The organism is Aeromonas sp. R5-4 (genome assembly GCF_040908215.1).
GTDB lineage: Bacteria > Pseudomonadota > Gammaproteobacteria > Enterobacterales > Aeromonadaceae > Aeromonas > Aeromonas veronii.
In genome coordinates this window covers 205,434-227,978 of record NZ_JBFODG010000022.1, presented here as the reverse complement: position 1 = coordinate 227,978, position 22,545 = coordinate 205,434, and the positions used below count along the sequence as shown (strand labels likewise).

Here is a 22,545-nt window from a genome sequence, read left to right as displayed (position 1 = left end):
CCGTTTTTATGGCGGTCACCGTCACAGCAATGCTGAACAAAGAGAGGATTCAGAGAGGATCAGGGGAACCCAGCAACTCGCGCAGTTGCAGGATATTGCCCTCCGGGTCGAAGGCGTTGCGCACCACAAAGCCGGGCCCCATCCACTGCTGTGGCAGCAAACCGCCGCCGAGATCCGCCGCCTTCGCTTCCGCCCAGGCGAGGCTGGAGACGGTGAAGAACAGCTTGATGGCCCCCTCTTCCCGCAATTCCGGCGGCCGCTTGATAACAACTTGCCCGGAATAAGGCTCGGGAATGCCATGGATCAGCAGCTGGATATCGCTGTTTTCCAGCACCACCAACTGCTCATCCTGACTGCAGACCACCATCTGCAGCAATGTACGGTAAAAGTGGGTCAGCAGGCCCGGATCCTTGGCATAGATCAGGGCACCGGCGCGAGCGGGGCCTGGCATGGAGCTCTCCTCAACAGTGAACGGCTGGGTGGACAGATCTCCACCTTCTCACAGTTGCGCGCCCCGTTCGATCCTTTTTAGCCGCTCGCCAGCCTCACTGCACAAAGTGCCACTGCCGCAGCGCCAGTGTCGGCGGCGGCCCCTGATCTTCGCCCATATCCGCCATGCCCAGCGCCTCGTCATAGTGCACCCCGCCCGCACCGCTCTCGGTCAGGTGCTTGGCACGCACCGCCCCGTACAAACCGCCACTTCCGCTGATCTTCATCTCGGTCAGCGGGGCATAGAGGGCGGCATAGAGCGGGGTATTGCCCGACAGCTTGATCCCATCCTTGCCGCTATACGCGGAATAGATGGAGATAGCGGGCGTACCGCCAGCGGTCAGCCCCTGCTTGACTGCCGTCACCTCGGCACCGGCCCCGAGATCAACCTTGCCGCTGACGATCAGGGTCAGACTGCTCCCCTCGCTCACCGTCAACTTGTTGCTGCCAGTCATGGTGAAATCCTTGTCGATCAGCAGCACCACATCCCCCTTGATGGTGAGCTTGGCATCGGCCCCCATATTGAGGCTGTCGAGCTGATAAATGGTCTGATCCTTGCCAAACACCTCCCCCTTGCCGGGTAGCGGCAGCCCGGGCTTGTGCTGGTTGCTGCTGGTGACCGAGCCGGTGGCGGGATCCGTGGTCAGCACCATCTGCTGGGTGGCGCCCAGCGTCAGCGGGCCATTGATGGGCAGCGTTGCAGGGGGGAACGATTTGGGCAACGCGGCCACATTGAGCGGGTCACACACCTGCCCGGCCACCGGTGGCAACCTGGGATCGTTGCGATACTCGGGATCCAGATACTTCTGGTTCTCCTGATCTTTAAAAAAACCAGCACCACCATAACTGAGTTTGCCGCTGTCGATGCTGGTACCCCAGTCCATGGAGACATTGCCATTGACCGCCACCTGACCACCGATGCGCCCCCCTTTCAGGGTCAAACTACCGCCACCTTTCACATTGCCGGAGACCCGGACAATCTTGTCCGAAGAGGGGGAGATAATGACGTCACTCCCGGCATTCACGTTGCCGGAGATGGGAGAAGATCCGTTCAGGGTCACGGAGCCGGTCGCCCGTACATCGCCCCAAATTGGCGAATTGCCATCGAGCACCACATTGGCCTTGTCGCTGACGGTCGCCACCTTGGCATTCTGGTTAATGTTGGTGCCGCCATATTTGCCCTTGCGCGAATCATAGCTGTCGATAAAACCACTACCGGAGAGGCTCAACCCTTCACACGCCACCACCGAATCCTGAAAGATGAGATTGCCGGGTTCGCGCTTGAGGGCAAACAGGGCGTTGAGGCTGGCATTACCCTCCAGATAGCGGCCATGGCTCTGCAACGCCAGCTTGCTGCCTGTGGAGGCATCCAGCTGTTCGATGCTAAAGCGGCTGCCCGCCATGGCTCCTTCCCCCTTGCCAGGCACCTTCTGCACCAGCCGCTCCCACTCTATCCGCGGTTCGGCGCCAAGGGCCTGATGCAGGGCTCGATAACTCTCGTTCATCCCCTGCTCGGCACTGAGCTGCGCATTGATCTTCTTGTGAAAATTGCCGCTCAGGCGAGCCTGCAACTGGTTCTCCTGAATGCTGGTAAACACCAGCAGACTCGACAGCAGGCTCACTACCAGCACCACCAGCAGTACGGCTCCCCGCTGCCCCTGCAATCCCTTGTTCATCCCGCCCCCCCTACTGTGGCGTTGGCACCGGATGTGGCCAACGCTGCCGCCCAGACCGCCTTGCGGCGGGCCACCTGCACCTCGACTCCCGGCGCCAGATAGCTGGGCAGCCCTTCGGGCAAGATGCGGATATTGACCAGTGCACCCTGCTGGCCGAATTCAAGATCCTGAAGATGTGCCAGCAACAGGCGCGGGCCATCCCCGTCATCGCAACTGAGTACCGGCGGCGTGAAGCGGTACTGCTCGGTAAAATCGGCGGTTTTCTGGTTGCCAAGGCAGGAGAGCACCTGACTGCCCCCCTCTACCTTGAAGGCCAGCGTCAGGCGATCAGGGGTGACCGCTATCAGCTGATCCGCCTGCTTGATACTGTTGGTAAAGGTGAGAGTGGCAAAGCGCAGCACTTCGTTTGCCTGCTCCAGCGCCTTGCTCTGCTCGACCGTGCTCTTGATCGGGGCATAACCGGCAAAAATCGCCAGCATCAGCATCAGACCGAGCACCATGGAGATCATCAGCTCGACGAGACTGACGCCTCGTTGCCGTGAGGGGACGCTCAGCATAAAGGCGGAAATCCTGCGTTCAGCTCCACCCGCTTGGCGCCGGAGACCCGCTCATCCTGCCACTCGATAGCGACCACAAAGTTGTCGCTATAACGGTTCGGCAGCACCAGCCGGTGGCCATCCTGCAGGATGAAGCGGGCAAGAAAATCGGCCTGGGTGAACCGCTCGGGCTTGCGCTGCACTTCACACAGCGAGCTCCAGATCTGCTCCACGCTGTTGCTCGCCTCGATCGTGGCCAGCGTGCTCTGCAAGCTGTAATGCGCCTGCTGCAACGAGACCACCTGCCCCTTGGCGAGACCGAGAAACACCATCACCGCCAACACCATGGAAAGCATGATCTCCACCAGATTGAAGCCCTGCTGGCGGGCAAGTGCGGCGTGTCTCATGAGCAGCTCCCTTGCAGCAGCTGGCCGCTCGGGGCAACGCAGAGCACCCGCTGCTCACCGAGGCGATTGGCCAGAATGATCTCGGCGTGGCTGCTGCTGCCGGTTGGCGCGATCTGGATGGGGTCAAACGGCTTGATCACCACTCCGCCAGCAGGTGCTGCCGCCTTACGCAGCAACTTGCTGTCAGCCATCACCTCCCAGCCACCGTTCTCGGTGCCCTGCAGTACCACCGGCAGGGTCAGCTTGACCGCTTCGCTGCGGGCAAAGCGGAAGGCTGAAGCGAGTTCGGTCGCACTACGATCGAGCCGTTCGGCCGCGAGGCGCTGACTCATGGAGGGCAACCCGACCAATAGCAAGATGGCGGCGATGCCGACCGTGATCATCAACTCAATCAGAGTAAATCCGCGCACATTCATCTTATGATCCCCAGCAGTCATGGCGATTGGCCGCGCGATAACCGGTCTGATCGAGGGTCAGTGTGCCGCACTCATCCTGTTGACGCGTCGTTGGAATGGCTTTGAGCAGGTAGTCGCCAGCATCTTGCTGGCTGTAGCTGAACTGGTAGAAATCCGTGTTGGAAGGGGTGGCAAACGTGTCAGGATAACGGCCCTGTTGGGTATAGATACGTTCGAGGGCGAGCGCTTGCTCCAGCAATTGCTGTTGCGCTTCGTAACGACGTCCCTGTTGCAGATAACCCTGATATGCTGGCAACGCGATGGCCGCGAGAATGCTGACAACCGTCATGGCGATCAACAACTCGATCAGACTAAACCCCCGGCAATGGGGCCATGCCTTACAGTCGTTCACTTATCATCCTTGGCAAGTGTTGTTGTTATTGGTCGGCCCTGGGCCGCAAATGCGATGACTTAATAATCATCAAAAATTAACTGACTCGATTGAACAACACAAAATCGCCACACTCAATGTAAAAAAGATAGTTATGTGATCTGTTATTAATTTTTAAGCAGTTTTCACCGCCACTAATCTCGCTAAGCAAATAAAGCTAGGCCAATCGACATTCGTTATGCCCCCTTCTGTCGAGCCGCGATACATGGACAACAACGGAGCGAAGAGTGAAACCCAACCGTGCAACGAAAGAGTAAAAAAACCTTTCGCCAATTTTTGCTATCCCTGTCCGTTTCTGGCTAGTCACAGCCCCCGAGCCCCCTTACTCTCTTGCCATCTATTCCAGCAAAGCCGCCAACACCATGAATGCAAAGCACAGCCCTGAGTCGTCACCGGATGAGGTGATCAACACCCTCAGCCGCGAACAGTGTCACGCCGCACGGCTCGCCCGCGACGCGCGCTTCGATGGCCGCTTCTTTACTGGCGTGCTCTCGACCGGCATCTACTGCAGGCCAGTCTGCCCGGCACGGCCACCCCACGAGCACAATGTGCGCTACTTCCAAAGCGCCGCGGCCGCCGAGCAGTATGGGCTGCGACCCTGCCTGCGCTGCCGCCCAGAGCTGGCCCCCGCAGCCCGTGGCAATCTGCCGGTTGAACTGGCACGTCTGCTGGCGCGCATCGATCGCGGCGAGCTGGCTGACGGCACGCTCGCTGAACTCGCCGCTGAGGCAGGGATAAGCGAACGCACCCTGCGCCGCCAGTTCGAGCAGCACCTCGGCGCCTCGCCAAAACAGGTGGAGCAAACACGCCGCCTGCTGCTCGCGAAACGGCTGCTGACTGAAACCGGGCTGCCCATTACCGACATCGCGTTTGCCGCCGGCTTTGCCAGCATCCGCCGCTTCAATGACGCCTGGCTCAACGCCTACGGGCTGGCCCCACGCACCCTGCGCCAGCAGGGGCAGCACGCTGACGCGCCAGAACACATAAGTGCGCAGCCGCGCGGCACCCCCCTGACGCTGCAACTGCCCTATCGCCCCCCGTATGACGTAGCGGCCATGCTGGCGTTCTACCGGATGCGGGCAATCCCGGGGCTGGAGCGGGTAGATGGCGAGGTGTATGAGCGGCGCTACCGGGTAGGCGATCGGGTCGCGCTGGTGCGCATCGCGCAGGGCAAGGGGCATAGCCTGCAGCTTACCGTCCATGATCTGCCGCTCGCGGCGCTGCCCGATCTGCTCTATCGAGTGCGCCGGATGTGGGATCTCGATGCCGATATGCAGCGGATCGGTGATCTGCTCGGTCAGGATCCGCTGCTCGCCCGCTTGCAAGCGCGCTGGCCCGGCGTACGGCTGCCTGGTGGTTGGGATGAGTACGAAGTAATGCTGCGCGCCATCGTCGGCCAGCAGGTGTCGGTCAAGGGAGCCATCACCATACTCGGGCGACTGGTAGCCCGTACCGAGGCGCAATTCGGGGTGGCGCAACTACCGGCCCCCGCCCAGTTGTGCGAACTCGATCTCGACGGCATCGGCATGCCCGGCAGCCGCATTCGTACCCTGCGTGGAGTGGCGAAGGCGCTGGCCAGTGGCGAGCTGACCCTCACTACAGCCAGTGATGAGCAGTTGCTGGCACTACTGGGCATAGGCCCCTGGACGGTCTCTTACTGGCGGCTGCGCTGCGGGATGGATACCGATGCCTTCCCCGCCTCCGATCTGGTACTGCAAAAGGCACTAGGAGGCGGCACCAAGCTGCCGGTGAAGGAGGTGTTGACGCAAAGCGCAGCATGGCAGCCATGGCGCAGCTATGCGGCCAGCTGGCTGTGGCATGCCATGAGTGAAGCGCCCGATTTGCTGATCCATGCCACCAGCAATGAACAACAGCCAGATACCCAACAACAGGAGATAACCCCATGATCCGCTACGATATCCTGCCGACCCGCTGCAGCGAGCTGCTGGTTGCCATCAACAAGCATGGTCTGGTGCATGTGGACTTTGTGGCGGGCCTGCGGGCACTGCCCGATATGAGTGGCTGGCAGCAAGATCACGAAGCGCTGGCTCCCTTCCTCGCCGAATTTGACGCCTATTTTGCCGGTCGCTTGCAGCGCTTCTCCCTGCCCCTTGCCGCCCGTGGTACCGCCTTTCAGCAGGCGGTGTGGCAAGCATTGTGCGACATCCCATACGGCGAGACCCGCAGCTACAGCGATATCGCTCGCACCATCGGTAAACCCGATGCGGTGCGGGCAGTGGGCGCGGCGAACGGCCGCAATCCGCTCTCGATCATCGTTCCCTGCCATCGGGTGATCGGCCAAAACGGCAGCCTGACCGGCTATGCGGGGGGATTGGAGATTAAAAAAACGCTGCTGGCGCTGGAGAGGGGCAATTAAAGGAGGGTAGGCAGAGAACCTGCGATAAAAATTGCCCCTTTCCGGATGGAGAAAGGGGCTCATTGATCAGCGTTTCAGGCTGCCCATCACATGCATTTCGCAGCGGTTGCAGTCAAAACGCAGGCGGAAGGTGTCCTTACCCATCTTGAGCGCCAGCGGCTCGGCCTTGAGACCTGGCACCTCGTTCGGGCAGAGGTTCTGGCTATAGCGGATGCAATGCTTGGTGATCATCAGCACCACTTCCCGCTCCTCCTTGTTCGCCTCATAGGCGGGAGCGATGCGCTCCACCCCGTGCTCATGGAAGAACTTTTCGGCCGCGCTGTTCAGCACGTTGCCAAGGTAGGAGAGACGGTGCTGGGGATAGTTGATATCCCGCAGGGCGATGCGTCGCTCGGGGCGCTGATAACTGGCCACCCGCGCCGCCTCCAGCGCAGCGATGCCATCCCGGCGCAAGCCGTTGAGCTGTGATGCGGCGATAAATAGCGGCCTCGTTACTACCAACTCAATCTTGCGCGCCACAAACAGGGTATTGCCGAGCTTGCCAAGTTGATCCCGCGCCTGTTGCAGCGCCCGCTCCGGGTTATCGGCAGGCTGTTTGTCACAGGGAAGCGTCACCGCAGCGCTGATGCCCTGCTCGTCGGTGAGCGTGAGGATCACGCCCTCATCGCACTCTGCCAGCACCATATCGACCCGGATGCGACGATCCGCGCTCGCCTTCTCCAGCATCTTGCTGAACGCCTGATCGTGGTTGCGGTAGATTTCGGTCCCCACCTTTAGCCCCGGCATGCGTTCAGACAGGAGTAACTGCTTACCTTCGACCTTGTTGAGGCGCATCCCCACCAGCTCGTTGTTCGGCTTGAAGAAGCCGAGTCCGTCGCCGTTGTTGAGGGTGACCTGTTTGCCGTCGATCTCGATACCGTCACGGGTCACCTTGGTGACCCGTCCCAGCGGTTCGCCCACGTATTTCGGGCTTTTGGTGGAGTCGATCCCCTGCTGGCGGCCATGGAGGAAGTAATCGGTGCTGCCGCGGTTGAAACTCTTCTTGGGGTCAGGCGTGAAGCTGTAGTTGCAACGGCCAGCAGAGGCAGCCACCAAATCGGAGCGACTATCCAGAATGGCGTCCAGCTTCTGCCGATACCAGGCAGTGACGTTTTTGACGTAGTCGAGCCCCTTGAGACGCCCTTCAATCTTGAAGGAGCGGATCCCCGCCTCGATCAAGGCCTCCAGGTTGTCGGTCTGATCCATGTCCTTGAGGGACAACAGGTGGCTGTCGGCCACCAGCACTTCGCCATCCGGCTTTTGCAGCGAGCAAGGCAGACGGCAGAGCTGGGCACACTCACCGCGGTTGGCGCTGCGACCGGTACGGGCATGGCTGATGTTGCACTGGCCGCTGTAGGAAACGCAGAGCGCGCCGTGGATAAAAAACTCCTGCTGCACATTGGTCGCCGCACTGATCTCGCGGATCTGCGCAAGAGACAGTTCGCGCGCCAGCACCACCTGAGAGAAGCCCACATCCTGCAGAAACTTCACCTTCTCCGGCGTGCGGTTGTCGGTCTGGGTACTGGCATGAAGCGCGATGGGTGGCAGATCGAGCGCCAGCAGCCCCATATCCTGGACGATGAGCGCATCCGCTCCCGCTTCATAGATTTGGTGGGTCAGGCGCCGGGCCTGTTCCAGCTCGTGATCGTGCAGCAGGGTGTTGAAGGCGACAAAGACCTGGGCTCCGAAGCGATGGGCGTGGCGCGCCAGCGCTTCGATATCTTCGATGGTGTTGCCCGCAGCGCTGCGGGCGCCAAAGGCAGGGCCGCCCATGTAGACGGCATCGGCGCCATGGTTGATGGCTTCAATGCCGTAGGCGAGGTTCTTGGCCGGAGCCAGCAGCTCCAACCGGTTGTTGTGGCTTAACGGGTGCTTGTTCTGGTGCATGGTCTCGGGATCAGGGCGGACAGCAAATGGGCGCTACTCTAGCCCATTCACCACCCACATGCCTTGATCCTGCTTAAGGTATCTGCAAAATACAGGATTAGATAACCACCTTGAGTGCCAGCCCGAGCAGAACCAGCCCACTCACCTTGTCGATGACAAAGGATTTGGCTTTAAGCCACGCCAGCACAGGCCCGCGCGAGAGCACCAGCGCCACCAGCACGTACCAGACTGCGTCGATCCCGCCAGCTGTGAGCATCATGATGCCCCCTTCGATCCAACCGGTATCGGCCCGCACAAACTGGCTGAACAGAGCGATGAAGAAGACCGCCAGCTGGGGATTGAGGAAGGCCACCATAAAACCTTCAAAGGCCCCTTGCCTACCACGCAGCTGGTGCGCCTCTTCACTCGCTTCACCACTGGCTGGTTTTGCCAGCAGGGCTTTCACCCCGAGCCAGGCAAGAAACGCTGCACCGCCGTAGCGGATCAGATCAAACAGGATAGGGGTCTGGGTGATCAGGATGGAGAGGCCAAGCGCGGTAACCAGCGCATAGATACCAACCCCGAGGCCGTGGCCAAGCGCGGTGGCGACGCCATGCCCCTGCCCACCCTGCACCGTGTTGCGGATGATCAGCGCCAGGCTCGGCCCCGGGCTGATGGCGCCCATCACGCAGATTGCGGCCAGTGCCAGCCAACTCGTCAGTTCCATGCTTTTCCTCTTTTGTGCTCGATATGATGACCTGCACTCAGGGTACGGGCTGAGCCATTATGCCAGTAGTGAAAGTTATGAATAGAACCCATAACCCATGGCTATAACGCCACACAACTGACCGGGGCTAACCGCCGAGATCGAGCTGCTTGTGACTCTCGCCAACGGTGCGTTGCAGGTGATCCCGCAGGAAGGGGTAGGCCAGCTCGCGAAACCAGCGGTGGGCCGGATCCTGATGGTGGCGCTGATGCCACAGCAGATGATACTGCTGGTCGCGGGTAGCAAATGGCAGATCGACAAAGGTGAGCTCATGGCCACAGGAGAGCTGCCAGGCGATATGAGCCGGAGTGGTCATCAGGCAATCGGTGCGCAGCAACACCTCAACCGCAGCCTGAAAGAAGGGAACTCTGGCAAACCAGCGCCGACTCAGTCCCTGCGGCGCCAATACCTGCTCCACCGGGCTGTCCTTGTCACCACCGCCACTCACCTGCAGGTGAGGCCAGGCGAGATAGTCATCGAGACTCAGCGCCTTGCCTGCCAGCGGATGGTGACGTCCCATCAGCACCGCTAGCCGATCTTCCCCCTGATGCAGACCGCGGATCTGATCCGGTACCTGCTCGGTGATGGTGGAGACCAGATCCAGCTCGGACTGCCACAACTGCGGCAGCTGACGTTTGTCCCACAGGCTGTACTCCAGCGCCGCCAACGGCGCCTCTTTGGCGAGCGCGGCACAGATATCGGGCAGGATATGCTGGGCCACATAATCGGAGGAGGCGAGCTGAAATACTCGCTCGCAGCGGCTCGGGTCAAATCCGGGCGCCTCGTAGAGCCGCTCCAGCGCCCCGAGAGAATCCGCCAGCTGGGCGGCCAACAGTTCGGCCCGTGGCGTCAGCAGCCAGCGTTGCCCCTCCCGCACCAGCAACTCGTCGTCAAACTCGCTGCGCAACTGGGCAAGCTGCTTGCTGATGGAGGGCTGGCTCAGGTGCAGCAGCTCGGCGGCGCGGCTGATATTGCGGGTCTCCAGCAGCACCTTGAGGGTCGGCAACAAGTTGAGATTGGCTCTGAGCAAGGAGATACCCTCATCGGTGGCGAAATGCCTATCTTAGGGCAGAGGAGTCCCGCGCTTTAAGCGAAATTTCCTGCCATGTTCAGCGCGTTGCAGCCCTTTGCGACCAGATGGCGCAGCCGCTCGCCCTGCACATAACCATGACCACAAGATGACAGTGGTTGTCTCGTACGGCATAATTGCACGATTTTCCGCCCGCGGGCGATCCACTTTGAGAAGCGGTAACAAGATGAAATACGCCAATATCACCGGCTGGGGCAAATGCCTGCCTCCCTCCGTGCTGACCAACGACGACCTCAGCACCATCATGGATACGTCAGACGAGTGGATCTATCCGCGCACCGGCATCAAGGCCCGCCGGATCTCCCATGTCAGCACCTCGGATCTCGCCACCCTGGCCGGTCGCCGCGCGCTGGCCTGCGCCGGTCTGGAAGCTAGCGATCTCGATGGCATCATCCTGGCTACCGCCACCCCGGACAACCTGCTGCCAAGCGCCGCCTCTGCGGTGCAAAAGAAGCTGGGCGCAGTCAACGCTGCCGTATTCGACCTCAACGCGGCCTGCACCGGTTTTGTCTACTCCCTCTCCGTCGCCACCTCGCTGGTGCAGACCGGCATGATGAAGAAGGTGCTGGTGATCGGCGCCGAGCGCCTCACCTACCTGCTGGACTGGGCGCGCCGCGATACCGCCGTGCTGTTTGGCGACGGGGCAGGTGCCGTGGTGATCGAGGCAAGCGAACAGGAGTGTGGCCTGATCGCCAACAAGCTGGGCTGTGACAGCGAAGCCCGGGAGATCCTGCACGTACCGAACTTCGGTACTGATCGGGTGCGTTTTGCCGATATCGATGGGCTGTTCACCTTCAACTTCGAAGGTCCGGAGATCTTCAAACGCGCCGTACGCGGCATGGGTGAAGCCACCAGCACAGTGCTGGCGCAGGCCGGTATTGCGCCGGAGCAGGTCGACCTGATCGTGCCGCACCAGGCCAATATCCGCATCATCGAGACCCTCGCCAAGCGGATGAATGCGCCGATGGAGAAGGTGATGGTCAACATCGAAAACTATGGCAACACCTCCGCAGCCACTGTGCCCATCGCCCTGTGCGAAGCGCTGGAGCAGGGCCGCGTCAAGCCGAACTCCTATCTGCTGACCGCTGCCTTCGGTGCCGGTCTGACATGGGGAGCCGCCATCATCAAGTGGGGCGATCGCGTCACCCCCATCAAGGCGTGCGATGCTGAACTCCCCCCATGCGACAAGAGCGCGCTGGAGCTCATCGCCCACGCCGTGGAAGGTTGCCAGAAGGCTCACGCCAACGAGGCGTGATCCTCATCAGGAGCCTGAATCCTCAGGCTCCTTCTCTCCTTTTCATCCCCACCTAGCTCTGCTCCCCACTTCGCAAGCCGCTTGATACGGCAATCGCTGATACAAACAACTCCGATTTGCAGCCAATTAATTTTTTTCCGCTAACCTTATTGTGCCAACTATAAATAAAGAAAAGAGCGTCAAGGGGCACCATGACTGTTTCGGTCCCGCGCCTTTACCTCTTACCAAATAATTGCACAGGGATAAGCTACGTATGGCACAACACAAAAGTGGCGTGAACACACCGCTTTGGGAACCGGTTTGCTGGATTTGCTGCATCGGGCTTGCTCTGCTGAGCTGCCTGTTGCTGCAGCTCGCCGATGCGCTGTCACCTCTCTACCTGCTGCTCAATGTGCTGGTTGGTATTGCCGCCGCGCTCTGGACATCGAGTCACTTCCACCAGCACACACTCCGACATCTTGCAGGAGAGGAACAAACCGTCGCGACCGATCCTCTCGCCCACTCCATCATCGGGCTCGAACAGGTGTGTGAGAAGGCTCTACCTATCTGGTCCCAGCAAATTGAAAGCTCTCGTCAACAAACCGAAGCCGCGATGATTGACCTGACTCAACGCTTCAGCGGCTTGGCCAACAAGCTGGAAGAAGCAGTCAATGCTTCTCATCTGGCAGCCGGAGAATTGGGTGATGCCAATTCTCGTGGCATGGCTGGAGTCTTGAGCGAGAGCCAGCAGCAGCTCAATGAAGTGGTTGCCATCCTGCATTCCGCCCAGGCCAATCGAGACGCCATGCTGGGTGAGATAAAAAGCCTGACCACCTACACCATAGAGCTCAATACCATGGCCATGGATGTGGCCAAAATCGCCTCCCAGACCAACCTGCTGGCCCTCAACGCCGCCATTGAAGCGGCTCGTGCAGGGGAAGCAGGCCGTGGCTTTGCTGTGGTCGCTGATGAAGTGCGCAACCTCTCCCGCCTCTCCAGCGAAACCGCCCAGAAGATGACCGACAAGGTGGATACCATCAATACTGCTATCGGTCGCGCCTTCCAGATTGCCGAAAATGCTGCCGCACGGGATCACGCCTCGGCGCTCAATTCGGAGCAGACAATCGAACAGGTGCTGGCCCGTTTTCGCCATGCCACTGACAGCCTGGCGGAATCCGCCTCCCTGCTGCAAAACGAGAGCACCGATATCCATCGCGAAATCTCCAGCGTCATTGTCTCGCTGCAATTTCAAGACAGGGTCAGCCAGATCCTCAGCCACGTCAGACAAAACATGGAGAGCCTCTCAAGCCATCTGGTTGCTTCGGAGCAGAGCAGCAATGCGACAGGGCCAATCCAGATCGATGCCAATCGCTGGCTGGCAGAGATGGAACTCTCATACGCCACCGACGAACAGCGCAATATTCACCATGGTCGCACCACCCGTTCTGTCAACGCGCAACCAAGTAGCGCCGACATCACATTTTTCTAGGAGAGAGATATGGGCAAAACGATCCTGATCGTGGATGACTCGGCAACTATTCGCCAAGTCGTGGGCATGACCCTCAAGGGCGCCGGTTATGAGGTCATGGAAGCCTCTGACGGCAAAGATGCGCTCAACAAACTAGATGGCAAGAAGATCAACCTGATCATCAGTGACGTCAACATGCCGAACATGGATGGCATCACCTTCGTCAAAGAGGCCAAAAAGCTGGCCAACTACAAATTTACCCCTGTCATCATGCTGACCACCGAGTCTCAGGACAGCAAGAAGCAGGAGGGACAAGCCGCAGGAGCCAAAGCCTGGGTGGTCAAACCCTTCCAGCCCGAACAGATGTTGGCCGCAGTCGCCAAGCTCATCATGCCGTGATCCGGAGCACATCATGCAACTACAGAGTGAGCTACTCGACAACAAGGTAGTGGTGACCATGCCGGACGAGATCACCATTTATACAGTCAGCGAGCTGAAAGATGCTCTCTCGCCCTTATTGCATCAGGGGAACGAACTGGAGCTGAATCTGGCAGCGGTATCCGAGATAGACAGCGCCGGGCTGCAACTGCTGCTGGCAGCGAAGAAGACCGCTCTGCAGCAGGGCACCTCCCTGGCGCTGGTCTGGCACAGCCATGTTGTGCTTGAACTGCTGGAGCTCTGCCAGCTCTCGGCCTTTTTTGGCGACCCCACCCTCATCACCCATGGCGAACGGCCCTGAGCCACCATGACAAGGAGTCACCGTGAGCATCGATCTTGATCAGGCTTTACAAACCTATATCGCCGAGGCACGCGAGTTGCTTGAAGAGATGGAGTCAGCCCTTCTATCACTGGAATCTGACCCTGACAATAGCGAGCTGATTGGTGCCATCTTTCGTGCTGCTCATACCATCAAGGGGTCGGCTGGCCTGTTTGGTCTGCAACCCATCGTCGGGTTTACCCATATTGTCGAGGATCTGCTAGACCAGATCCGCAATCAGCAGCTCACCGTCACCTCTCCTCTGATTAAGGATCTGCTGGAGAGCTGTGACCATATCCAGACGCTCATCAATGTCGTTGCAGAACAGGGCAGCACGTTAAGCGAGGGCGATGCCAACCAAGATGAACGGCTGAGGCTCACCCTCACTCGTCATCAGTGCGTCCCCCATGCCACGCTGCCAGATACTGTGCATACGCCGGAACCCAAGATCGAAAAAGAGGGAGGAATTACCAGCTCCGCCTCCCTGTGGCATATCTCCCTGCGTTTTGGTCCCGATGTGCTGCGCAATGGCATGGATCCAGCCGCATTTCTGCGCTATCTCGGCACTCTCGGAACCATATGCTCGGTGGAGACCATCCATCAGGCGCTACCGGATTGGGAACAGTTCGATCCGGAGAATTGCTACCTAGGCTACGAGATAGACTTCGACTCGCAGGCAGACAAGACGGCCATCAGCGATGTCTTTGAATTTGTCAGAGATGACTGCCAGATCACCATCTTGCCGCCCCACAGCAAGATCGCCGAGTTCATCAACCTGATCGAGTCGCTGCCTGAAGATAGCTCCATGTTGGGGCAGTTGCTGGTCAACACCGGCGCCCTGACGGCAGAGGAGTTAGCAAGCGGTCTGCAGGCACAACAAGCGACCCCGGCAGAACAAGCGCCCAAACTCGGGGAGATCCTGATTGCGCAGGGAGCTGTCAACGAAGCCGTCGTCGATGCCGCCCTGAAAAAACAGAACCAGACCAAGGAGAGCAAGAGCAAAGAGGGCCGTTACGTCAGGGTGCATGCCGACAAGCTGGACGATCTAATCAATCTGGTCGGGGAGTTGGTAGTCGCCAGTTCAGGAGCCAATCTGCTGGCCCAACGCACCCGCGAAAGCCAACTGCAGGAAGCCACCTCGGTCATTGCCATGCTGGTGGAAGAGATCCGTGACAGTGCACTGCGCCTGCGAATGGTGCCTATCGGCGATACCTTCAACCGCTTCCAGCGGGTGGTGCGCGATGTCAGTCAGGAACTGAACAAGGATATCACTCTGGTGATCTCCGGAGCCGAGACTGAACTGGACAAGTCGGTGGTAGAGAAGATCGGCGATCCGCTGATGCATCTGGTCAGAAACTCGATGGATCATGGCATTGAATCGGCAGAGCAACGGCTGCTGGCAGGCAAATCCCCCCGTGGCACCCTGAATCTTAATGCCTATCACGACTCCAACAGTATCGTCATCGAAATTCGGGATGACGGTGCAGGTCTCAACAAAGCCAGGATCCAGCAAAAAGCCATCGAGCGCGGTCTGATCAACCCAACCACCACGCTGACGGATCAGGAGATATACAACCTGATCTTCGAGCCGGGGTTCTCTACCGCCGAGGCGATAACCAACCTCTCCGGTCGCGGGGTTGGCATGGATGTCGTCAAACGCAACATCACAGCCCTGCGCGGCACGGTCGATCTGGACAGCATCCCGGGAAAAGGAACCCGTGTGCAGATCCGCCTGCCGCTTACCCTTGCCATCATCGACGGCTTCCTGGTGCGAGTCTGCGACACCCACTACGTCATTCCCCTCGATATGGTGATCGAGTGCGTTGAATTGACCCAGAGTGCACTGTCCGATACCCAGGGTCGCAATTACATCAATTTGCGTGGCGAGGTGCTGCCCTTTATCCGCCTGCAACACTACTTCGATACCAATGGCAGCAAAGGGAGGCGCGAGAACATTGTCGTGGTCAGCCATGCAGGCAAAAAATCCGGACTGGTGGTGGATGAACTGCTGGGAGAATTCCAGACCGTCATCAAACCGTTGGGGAAATTGTTCCAGCGCCTGCAGGGCATTAGTGGTTCAACCATTCTGGGGGGGGGAGAGGTCGCCCTGATCCTCGACATTCCTTCGCTGATCCAGCACGCAATCACTCAGGAATCCTGTCAGCTCAACAGGTTGACAGTGTCGCGCAACCTGCCTCAATCCAGCATCAACTGAGGGGACCATCATGTTAAAAAATTCCACCATCAAATTGCGTCTTATCGTACTGCTCTGCATGCTCTGCCTGCTGCTGCTGGCCGTTGGCAGCCTCGGGTTATACAACATGCAGAGCAGCAATACCGGGTTGCAGCGCGTTTACAACGACAGGGTGGTTCCCCTCAAGCAGCTGAAGACTATCTCCGACAGCTATGCCGTCTCGATCATCGACAACCTCAACAAGGCCAATGCGGGGCTGATCCCGGCAGAAGAGGCTTTGAAGCAGATACAACAGGCACAGCAGACAATCAAAAACGAGTGGCATCACTACCAGTCCACCACTCTCACACCAGATGAACAGCGTTTGTCAGCCGAGGCGACAACCCTGTTCAACGCGGCCGATACCGATATTGGCAAGCTGGAGAAATACCTCGCCACCCAGCACGGCATGATTACTGGCATGCTGGACACTTTTGACGGTGCCCTCTATGGCTCCATCGACCCGATAGGCAACAAAATCACCGAGCTGGTCAACCTGCAGCTCAATGTGGCCAAGTCGGAATATACCGCAGCGCAATCCTGGTATGACGTGATGCTGCTAACCATGGCGGTGGTTATCGCGGTCGGCATCGCACTCGCAGCCTGGTTTGGCACCCTGCTGATCAAAAGCATCATCACCCCCATCGAACAGGCTCTACGCGTGGCCAATAGTCTGGCCGATGGCAATCTGGATGTATCGATCCAGATAGAGTCCAACGATGAAGCGGGTCAGCTCTTGATGGCGATGGATAACATGGTCAAGAAACTCGGGGCCTTGATCACGGATATCGAGACCTTGGTTACTGCCGCTGTCGAACAGGGCGACTTCAGCCACAAGATTGCGCTGGAGGATCGTCAGGGATATATCAAGCGGGTATCCGAGCTGCTGAATCGCCTCTCCCACGTGACAGATACCAGCCTGGAAGATGTGATGCGCATTGCCACCGCGCTCTCCAAGGGTGACCTGACCCAACGGATCGATGAGCCCTATCCAGGAATTTTTGGCCAGACCAAAGACGGCCTCAACCGGACCATCACTGCGCTGACCAATATCATCGAAGAGGTACGCAACGCCGCCGACAACCTGACCAATGCCTCCAATCAGGTGAGCAACACGGCGCAGGCATTGAGCCAGGCCACCAGCGAGCAAGCGGCCAGCGTTGAAGAGACCAGCGCCTCTATCGAGCAGATGAGCGCCAGCATCAATCAGAACACCGAGAACGCCAAGATCACCGACAGCATGGCCAGCAACTCGGTGCTGGAGGCAACCGAAGGGGGCCAATCCGTTCAACAGACGGTGACCGCCATGCAGCAAATCGCCAAGAAAGTCAGCATCATCGACGACATTGCCTACCAAACCAACCTGCTTGCCCTCAACGCCGCCATCGAGGCGGCTCGCGCCGGAGAGCATGGCAAAGGCTTCGCGGTGGTTGCTGCCGAGGTGAGAAAACTGGCAGAGCGCAGCCAGATCGCAGCGCAGGAGATTGGCGAGCTCTCCTCCGACAGCGTCAGCAAGGCAGAGCGGGCTGGCAACCTGCTGGAGAGGATCGTCCCCTCCATTCGCAAAACCTCTGATCTGGTACAAGAGATCAATGCTGCTTCCGGGGAACAAGCCAGCGCAGCCAACCAGATCAGTCTGGCCATGAACCAGCTTAATCAGGTGACACAGCAGAATGCGGCCAGCAGCGAGGAGCTGGCGGCCACGGCCGAAGAGATGAGCTCGCAAGCCAGCGAACTGCAGCAAACCATGGCCTTTTTTGCTCTGGAGAAAAGTGCGCAGCTCAACACCAGGCCCAATGAAACCGGCCACAAGGGCATGCCTCCCAGAGGCAGTTTCATCGCCCCCCCACAACGGGCCAGCCAGCCCAATCAACCATCATCCCATTCCATTGATGACGCGGATTTTGTCCGCTTTTAACCGGAGGCGACCATGCATACATCCACCGACATCACGGTGCCATCAGCGGCCGCTGACGAGAGCAGTGGCGATGCCCAGTACCTGACATTTCTGATCAACAACGAGATGTTCGCCATCAATATTCTGGGGGTCAAAGAGATCATCGAATACGGCAATATCACTCCGGTTCCGATGATGCCGGGTTTTATTCGTGGCGTAATCAACCTCAGAGGAGCGGTAGTGTCGGTCGTAGACTTGAATGCCCGCTTTGGCAATGCACCTTCGGTCATCACTCGCCGCAGTTGCATCGTCATTATTGAGGGGATGGCCCCGCAGGGCGATGAACCTGTAGGTCAGGATATTGGCGTTGTGGTGGATTCTGTATCGGAAGTACTGGGTATCCCACAAGCAGATATCGAGCCCCCACCCAGTTTTGGTGCCCGCATCCGGGCCGATTTCATCAGCGGCATGGGCAAGGTCAACGGCAAATTCGTCATCCTCATCGATACCGGGAAAGTGTTGTCACTCGATGAGATGGCTCAACTCAACGAACTGGCCCAGCCACAGGCAAGGTTGCCACAAGGCAACCTGCAACCCTCCTGAACAGGCCTACATACTCCACGACATGCAGCATAAGGAAACGCTCATGACCCAATCACTCTTAGGAAAACTCTTCGGAGACAATGCCACCGAAGTGAGGCAGCGGACCCAGTTACTCGACGCAATCGGCCAGCTGCAACACGCAGTCCTGGCAGAGCAGGTTCCAGCACCACTCGATCTTTCCGGTATGGATAGCCCCTTGCGTGAAGTAGGACATGCCATCAACGAGGTGGTCACCTTGCTCAGTGACAAGCTGGAACAGAGCCGCAACGACATTAAAAAGAACCAGATGTTGCTCCATGAGAACCAGCTGGTTCGCAAAGCCCTCGACTGCGCCAGCACCAACGTGATGATTGCCGATACCAACCTCGACATTATCTATATGAACGAGGCTGTGACCGGCATGCTCAATCAGGCTGAGACCGACATCAAGAAAGAGCTCTACAGCTTCAACGCCAATCAGCTGATGGGCGCCAACATCGACAGCTTTCATAAAAATCCCGGCCATCAGCGCGCCATGCTGGCCAAACTCAACAGCACCTACCGCACCCAGATACAGCTGGGGGGGCGCACCTTCTCCCTGATCGCCAATCCGGTCTTCAACGATACCGGAGAACGGTTGGGATCCGTGGTCGAATGGGCCGACAGAACCAAGGAGGTAATGATAGAGAAAGAGATGTCCGACATTGTGCAGGCCGTGATCAATGGCGAGCTGCACCGCAGGATGGAACTTGCTGGCAAGAGCGGCTTCTTTCAGGCGATGGGAGAAGGGATCAACCAGATTGCCGAAGTGATCGACAGCACCCTCAACGACGTCATCCGGGTCGTGCAATGTCTGGCAAAAGGTGACTTGACCCAACAGATTGAGGCGGACTACCCCGGCGTGTTTGGCACCACCAAGGATGCGCTCAACAAAACTATCGCTTCGCTCACCAACATCGTCACCGAAGTGCGCGGCGCCTCTGACAACCTCTCCAGTGCCGCCGAGCAGGTAAGCGCGACCGCCCAGTCGATCAGCCAATCCAGCAGTGAACAGGCCTCCAGCATGGAGGAGACCAGCGCCTCCATCGAGCAGATGAGCGCCAGCATCAACCAGAATACCGACAATGCCCAGGTCACCGATGGCATGGCCAGCAAGGCAGCCAAAGAGGCCGTAGAGGGAGGAGAAGCTGTCAAACTGACTGTGGATGCCATGAAGCAGATCGCCAGACGGATTGGCATCATCGATGACATCGCCTACCAGACCAATCTGTTGGCACTCAACGCAGCTATCGAAGCGGCGCGGGCTGGCGATCACGGCAAAGGCTTTGCTGTAGTGGCGGCGGAGGTGCGCAAACTGGCCGAACGCAGCCAGGTGGCAGCACAGGAGATCGGTGAGCTGGCCTCCAGCAGTGTCGAGATGGCAGAAAAAGCAGGTCGCCTGCTCGATCAAATGGTGCCCTCCATCAACAAGACCTCGGATCTGGTGCAGGAGATCAGTGCCGCTTCGGTTGAGCAATCCACCGGTGTCAGCCAGATCAACCAGGCCATGAACCAGCTGAGTCAGGTTACCCAGCAGAACGCTTCTTGCAGCGAAGAGCTGGCTGCCACAGCAGAAGAGATGAGCAGCCAGGCTGAACAGCTGCAACTGGCCATGGAGTTCTTTACCCTGGAGGCCCACGCCAAAGAAGGTAAAGCAGCCACCTCGCATCTTCACCCCAATACCCGAGGTCGCTTTATGAACGAGAGCACTGCCAACAGTCGGGAACGAGCCGCCACAGCCCAACGCCCCATCGGCGATGGCGATTTTGTCCGGTTCTAGTCACGGGAGAGGCGTTGCCTCTCCCATCTCCGACAACACAGGTAGAGGGACAGTTTTTTGTATCAAACCCAGCTGCATGATGATGAGTTCTCCCGTTTCCAACGCTGGCTTCATCAAACGGCGGGGATAGAGCTGTCTCCAGCCAAAAAGGCGCTGGTAGCCAGCCGCCTGGCTAAGCGACTCTGCCACTATGAGCTGGATAGTTATGACGACTACTTCCAGCTCATCATGAACGATCGCAGCAGCGAACTGCAGCTGGCGCTTGATCTCCTTACCACCAACGAAACCTACTTTTTCAGGGAGCCCAAACACTTCGAGTTTCTGACGCGGGAGATAGTCTCAGCGCTCCCGCCCGAGCAACCATTGCGGGTCTGGAGCGCTGCCAGCTCATCCGGCGAGGAGCCCTACAGTCTGGCCATGACCCTCGCGGAAAAACGCAGTACCTTCAACTGGGAGATCCTGGCCTCCGATATCTCGTCCCGGGTGCTGGAACAGGCGATGAGCGGTCGCTACCCCATCGAGCGGGCGCAAAATATTCCACTGCCCTTTTTGATGAAATATTGCCTCAAGGGTGTGGGCCTGCAGGAGGGCATCTTCATCATCGATCGCAAGTTGCGGGACAAGGTGCAGTTCATGCAGATCAACCTCAATCAGGATCTGCCGGACATAGGCATGTTTGACGTCATCTTCATCAGAAACGTGATGATCTACTTCAATAAGGAGACCAAAGGGCAAGTATTGCAGCGGCTGGTACCCAGACTCAAACCCGGTGGCTACCTGCTGGTGAGCCACGCCGAGAGCCTGCATGGCCTGCACCACGGCCTGCAGCTTGTCTCTCCTTCCATCTATCAGAAGAGATAAGTCATGGCACGGGAGGTGATCCTGCAACCGGGAGAGCTCTTCTTTGGCAAGGAGGATGTGGTGGTCAGAACCGTACTGGGCTCCTGTATTGCCATCACCTTGTGGCATCCGGAGCAGAAGCAGGGAGGAATGTGTCACTACATGCTGCCAAGTCGGCGCAATCCCTCTGCCAAGCTGGATGGGCGCTATGCCGATGAGGCCCTCGCCTTGTTGCTGCAAGCGGCCAGTCACTATCCCGCCCCCATCCATGAATATGAGGCCAAGTTGTTCGGGGGGGGCAACATGTTTACCGAGCCTCAATACGCACAGAGCGACAACAATGTCGCCGCCAAAAATATTCAGGCAGCCTGGCAGCTGACCCGACACCTTGGCCTTGATATCAAGGCTCATCATCTTGGCCATAGCGGCCACCGAAGCTTGCTCTTTGAGCTCAGTAACGGCAGTGTCTGGCTCCGCCATCATCGTCTGCCACATCAACGGGAGTCGCGAGAATGAAGCAGATCCGGGTCATGCTGGTGGATGATTCCGCCGTGGTCAGACAGGTATTGCAAGCGGTGCTGGAGCAGGAGCCTGATATCCGGGTGATCGCCACGGCATCGGATCCCCTGTTTGCCCAGGAAAAACTGAAGAAAGAGTGGCCTGACGTCATCGTGCTCGATGTGGAGATGCCCCGTATGGATGGCATCACTTTTCTCTCCAAGATCATGGCAGAGCATCCCACCCCGGTGGTGATCTGCTCCTCCCTCACCGAAAAGGGGGCCGAGACCACCTTGCAGGCAATGGCTGCCGGCGCGGTGGACATCATCACCAAGCCGACCATGGGGATAAAAAGCTTTCTGCAAGAATCTGCCCACGACCTGGCTATGGCGGTACGTGCTGCGGCCCAGGCCAACCTCAAGCGCGTGGGCAAGCCCTCCTCTGTACCGGTCAGCACCAAACTCAACGCGGATGCCATGCTGGCGCCCAACCAGCACGCCATGGCACAAACCACCGAGCGGCTCATCGCCATCGGCACCTCGACCGGCGGCACCCAGGCACTGGAAGCAGTGCTGACTGCCTTGCCCCGGGTCAGCCCCGGCATTGTCATCGTGCAGCACATGCCGGAGAAATTTACCGCCATGTTTGCCGAGCGGTTGAACGGGGTCTGCCAGATAGAAGTGCGGGAGGCGAGGAACAATGACCGGGTGATCCCGGGGCTGGCGCTGATAGCCCCCGGAGGCAAGCATATGCTGCTCAAGCGCAGCGGTGCCTACTATCACGTCGAGGTAGTCGACGGGCCGCTTATCAATCGCCATCGCCCCTCGGTGGATGTGCTGTTTCGCTCCGTCGCCAAATATGCTGGCAAGAATGCCACCGGCATCATCATGACCGGCATGGGGGATGACGGAGCCCGGGGATTGCGCGAGATGCTGGATGCGGGTGCCAACACCTATGCCCAGGATGAGGCCTCCTGCGTGGTCTTCGGCATGCCCAAGGAGGCGATCAAGCTGGGAGCAGCCCGCCATGTACTTCCCTTGCAAGAGATGCAGTACGCCATCCTCGGCAAGTAATCCCTTATTGCGCGTTTTGACCATAAAAAAATCCGGCTCCCATTGGGGAGCC

Annotated in this window: 22 protein-coding genes; 13 read left to right on the top strand and 9 right to left on the bottom strand. The window is 58.7% G+C overall.

Annotated features, from left to right (window positions below):
• Nucleotides 1–49 precede the first annotated feature (49 nt).
• The 6 genes from AB5Y83_RS11605 to AB5Y83_RS11580 all read right to left on the bottom strand — a co-directional run bounded on the left by AB5Y83_RS11605 (nt 50) and on the right by AB5Y83_RS11580 (nt 3,915).
• Nucleotides 50–451, bottom strand: coding sequence for a VOC family protein (locus AB5Y83_RS11605; RefSeq protein ID WP_118854242.1), 402 nt, complete (start codon nt 449–451; stop codon nt 50–52).
• A 94-nt stretch (nt 452–545) separates the two neighbouring features.
• Nucleotides 546–2,165, bottom strand: coding sequence for a hypothetical protein (locus AB5Y83_RS11600; protein WP_368175195.1), 1,620 nt, complete (start codon nt 2,163–2,165; stop codon nt 546–548).
• A complete protein-coding gene (locus AB5Y83_RS11595; protein WP_058057317.1) occupies nt 2,162–2,722 on the bottom strand; it encodes a PilW family protein in 561 nt (186 codons plus the stop codon). Before AB5Y83_RS11595 ends, AB5Y83_RS11600 begins: the two co-directional genes overlap by 4 nt.
• On the bottom strand, nt 2,716–3,108 hold the full coding sequence (locus tag AB5Y83_RS11590) for a prepilin-type cleavage/methylation domain-containing protein (protein ID WP_335841581.1): 393 nt from the start codon (nt 3,106–3,108) through the stop codon (nt 2,716–2,718). Before AB5Y83_RS11590 ends, AB5Y83_RS11595 begins: the two co-directional genes overlap by 7 nt.
• Complete coding sequence (locus tag AB5Y83_RS11585) at nt 3,105–3,524, bottom strand: GspH/FimT family pseudopilin (RefSeq protein WP_368175194.1); 420 nt, start codon at nt 3,522–3,524, stop codon at nt 3,105–3,107. Before AB5Y83_RS11585 ends, AB5Y83_RS11590 begins: the two co-directional genes overlap by 4 nt.
• A 1-nt stretch (nt 3,525) precedes the next feature.
• Nucleotides 3,526–3,915: a type IV pilin protein gene (locus AB5Y83_RS11580; RefSeq protein ID WP_005343572.1), complete on the bottom strand. Its 390-nt coding sequence runs from the start codon at nt 3,913–3,915 to the stop codon at nt 3,526–3,528.
• A 401-nt stretch (nt 3,916–4,316) separates the two neighbouring features.
• Here AB5Y83_RS11580 and AB5Y83_RS11575 point away from each other — a divergent pair, with 401 nt between their 5' ends.
• Both AB5Y83_RS11575 and AB5Y83_RS11570 read left to right on the top strand, forming a co-directional pair.
• Nucleotides 4,317–5,861 carry an AlkA N-terminal domain-containing protein gene (locus AB5Y83_RS11575; protein ID WP_368175193.1) on the top strand — a complete coding sequence of 515 codons (1,545 nt, stop codon included), beginning with the start codon at nt 4,317–4,319 and terminating at the stop codon, nt 5,859–5,861.
• Nucleotides 5,858–6,331, top strand: coding sequence for a methylated-DNA--[protein]-cysteine S-methyltransferase (locus AB5Y83_RS11570; protein WP_368175192.1), 474 nt, complete (start codon nt 5,858–5,860; stop codon nt 6,329–6,331). Before AB5Y83_RS11575 ends, AB5Y83_RS11570 begins: the two co-directional genes overlap by 4 nt.
• Nucleotides 6,332–6,397: 66 nt before the next feature.
• On the opposite strand, the gene AB5Y83_RS11565 is transcribed toward AB5Y83_RS11570, so the two are convergent.
• From AB5Y83_RS11565 to AB5Y83_RS11555, 3 genes are all read right to left on the bottom strand, one after another.
• Complete coding sequence (locus AB5Y83_RS11565; RefSeq protein ID WP_368175191.1) at nt 6,398–8,257, bottom strand: U32 family peptidase; 1,860 nt, start codon at nt 8,255–8,257, stop codon at nt 6,398–6,400.
• 97 nt (nt 8,258–8,354) lie between these two features.
• Nucleotides 8,355–8,963, bottom strand: coding sequence for a LysE family translocator (locus AB5Y83_RS11560; protein ID WP_368175190.1), 609 nt, complete (start codon nt 8,961–8,963; stop codon nt 8,355–8,357).
• Nucleotides 8,964–9,090: 127 nt separating this feature from the next.
• A complete protein-coding gene (locus tag AB5Y83_RS11555) occupies nt 9,091–10,032 on the bottom strand; it encodes a LysR family transcriptional regulator (protein ID WP_368175189.1) in 942 nt (313 codons plus the stop codon).
• Nucleotides 10,033–10,258: 226 nt separating this feature from the next.
• On the opposite strand from AB5Y83_RS11555, the gene AB5Y83_RS11550 reads away from it, so the two are divergent.
• From AB5Y83_RS11550 to AB5Y83_RS11500, 11 genes are all read left to right on the top strand, one after another.
• Nucleotides 10,259–11,347, top strand: coding sequence for a ketoacyl-ACP synthase III (locus AB5Y83_RS11550; RefSeq protein ID WP_021230362.1), 1,089 nt, complete (start codon nt 10,259–10,261; stop codon nt 11,345–11,347).
• Between the two features lie 253 nt (nt 11,348–11,600).
• The gene (locus AB5Y83_RS11545) at nt 11,601–12,815 is read left to right on the top strand and encodes a methyl-accepting chemotaxis protein (protein WP_279488938.1); all 1,215 of its coding nucleotides are present in this window, start codon (nt 11,601–11,603) and stop codon (nt 12,813–12,815) included.
• A 9-nt stretch (nt 12,816–12,824) separates the two neighbouring features.
• Nucleotides 12,825–13,193, top strand: coding sequence for a response regulator (locus AB5Y83_RS11540; protein WP_005338778.1), 369 nt, complete (start codon nt 12,825–12,827; stop codon nt 13,191–13,193).
• 13 nt (nt 13,194–13,206) lie between these two features.
• On the top strand, nt 13,207–13,533 hold the full coding sequence (locus AB5Y83_RS11535; protein ID WP_005349569.1) for an STAS domain-containing protein: 327 nt from the start codon (nt 13,207–13,209) through the stop codon (nt 13,531–13,533).
• Nucleotides 13,534–13,555: 22 nt separating this feature from the next.
• The gene (locus AB5Y83_RS11530) at nt 13,556–15,766 is read left to right on the top strand and encodes a chemotaxis protein CheA (protein ID WP_368175188.1); all 2,211 of its coding nucleotides are present in this window, start codon (nt 13,556–13,558) and stop codon (nt 15,764–15,766) included.
• Nucleotides 15,767–15,776: 10 nt separating this feature from the next.
• Nucleotides 15,777–17,702, top strand: coding sequence for a methyl-accepting chemotaxis protein (locus AB5Y83_RS11525; protein WP_279488937.1), 1,926 nt, complete (start codon nt 15,777–15,779; stop codon nt 17,700–17,702).
• A gap of 12 nt (nt 17,703–17,714) precedes the next feature.
• Nucleotides 17,715–18,284 carry a chemotaxis protein CheW gene (locus AB5Y83_RS11520; protein ID WP_043822812.1) on the top strand — a complete coding sequence of 190 codons (570 nt, stop codon included), beginning with the start codon at nt 17,715–17,717 and terminating at the stop codon, nt 18,282–18,284.
• Between the two features lie 43 nt (nt 18,285–18,327).
• Nucleotides 18,328–20,082: a methyl-accepting chemotaxis protein gene (locus tag AB5Y83_RS11515; RefSeq protein WP_335874308.1), complete on the top strand. Its 1,755-nt coding sequence runs from the start codon at nt 18,328–18,330 to the stop codon at nt 20,080–20,082.
• Nucleotides 20,083–20,139: 57 nt separating this feature from the next.
• Nucleotides 20,140–20,943, top strand: a complete 804-nt coding sequence (locus AB5Y83_RS11510; RefSeq protein ID WP_040068586.1) for a protein-glutamate O-methyltransferase CheR — start codon at nt 20,140–20,142, stop codon at nt 20,941–20,943.
• A gap of 3 nt (nt 20,944–20,946) precedes the next feature.
• On the top strand, nt 20,947–21,438 hold the full coding sequence (gene cheD, locus AB5Y83_RS11505) for a chemoreceptor glutamine deamidase CheD (RefSeq protein ID WP_042080650.1): 492 nt from the start codon (nt 20,947–20,949) through the stop codon (nt 21,436–21,438).
• Entirely contained in the window at nt 21,435–22,493 is a 1,059-nt protein-coding gene (locus AB5Y83_RS11500; protein WP_042080649.1) for a chemotaxis response regulator protein-glutamate methylesterase, read from the top strand. The genes cheD and AB5Y83_RS11500 overlap by 4 nt, the downstream gene beginning before the upstream one ends.
• Nucleotides 22,494–22,545: the final 52 nt, after the last annotated feature.